The organism is Brunnivagina elsteri CCALA 953 (genome assembly GCF_002289455.1).
Lineage (GTDB): Bacteria > Cyanobacteriota > Cyanobacteriia > Cyanobacteriales > Nostocaceae > Brunnivagina > Brunnivagina elsteri.
In genome coordinates, this window is the sequence record NZ_NTFS01000788.1 from 1 (window position 1) to 1,102 (window position 1,102).

Annotated in this window: 1 protein-coding gene and 1 pseudogene; both read right to left on the bottom strand. The window is 35.6% G+C overall.

From position 1 onward, the window contains the following. Positions 1 to 479, bottom strand: a pseudogene (locus CK510_RS30680) (hypothetical protein); the annotation flags it as partial. A gap of 12 nt (positions 480 to 491) precedes the next feature. After that, positions 492 to 1,102, bottom strand: a 611-nt coding sequence (locus CK510_RS30685; RefSeq protein ID WP_095725161.1) for a hypothetical protein, incomplete at its 5' end; no start/stop codon positions are given.

Sequence of the window (1,102 nt, forward strand, 5' to 3'; positions counted from 1 at the left end):
GCGTAAATTGTCGATATTTGAGTTTTGACATTCTGGGTTAAAGTCACGTTTGAAATTGCACTTTTAAATGTCGTATCAGCAAGTTGAATATTGAGAACACTCACGACTTGTTGATGACCAATATTTCTAATAACAAGTACAGTTTGAGATAGTAAATAACCGTTACTTCCCAAAAAAATGGCAATTACCAATGGATAGATAAAAGAAGCAGCTAATTCTGACCATAAAAACCGCTTTTCTTGATAATCAGCAATCATTTTGACAGCCAGAAAAATAATACTTAAAGCTGCAAGTGTAGTTCCTAAATTACATAAACCTGCCCACAATGCTCCAGATGGATTAACTACATCTCCCCAAACCTTATTCCAAGATTCAACTGTTTGTTTGCTTAGTTCAATACTACTTCTAACTAAACCGATACCCACACTAGAGTCAGAATAATTATCTGATGGAATTTGAGAAAGGAGTGGGGGAGACATAAAATTTCCATTTTATTGATTTGATTGACCTAGAACAGTGCCTCCTGGCATTGTTAATAATGAAGATTGAGAGACAGCACTATTTCCAGTTGAAATTTGAGTTTGTCTTTCTCTCGTATTTGCTGCATTTAATTCTTGTGCAGTTTGAGCAGTTAAAGTTAATCCTAAAGCTCTATCTTGTCTTGCTTGTGATGCTTCTTGAAGCTGTAAATCGGCAATTGTCGTATTACTTTTTAGTTGTTTGGATATATTTTGCAAAATTTGCTGCGAAGTATCAGAGTTTTGGGAATCATCCGACATTTGACTTGATTCAATCTCAGAATTTGTACTTTGCTCCAAAGTTAATTTAGATTCTTGTTGAGCATTTTTAGAAAGAGTTTTAATTTGTGCAACCTCAATCGCTCCAACTCTTTCACTCTGATTGGCTAAATCCTGACGAATTGCATAGGAATTGGGAATTTTATTTTCCAACTTATTTGCTATAACTCCATCTTCAGGTAACGAACCTTTCATGATTTCGCTGACAACTTCACCCAAATCTGGAACTTCGACGGAACCAATCGCATTTTTGATAAGTTGTGTAATGCTGCCAAAGAAGTCACCACGAGCAAAGGAACGTACAT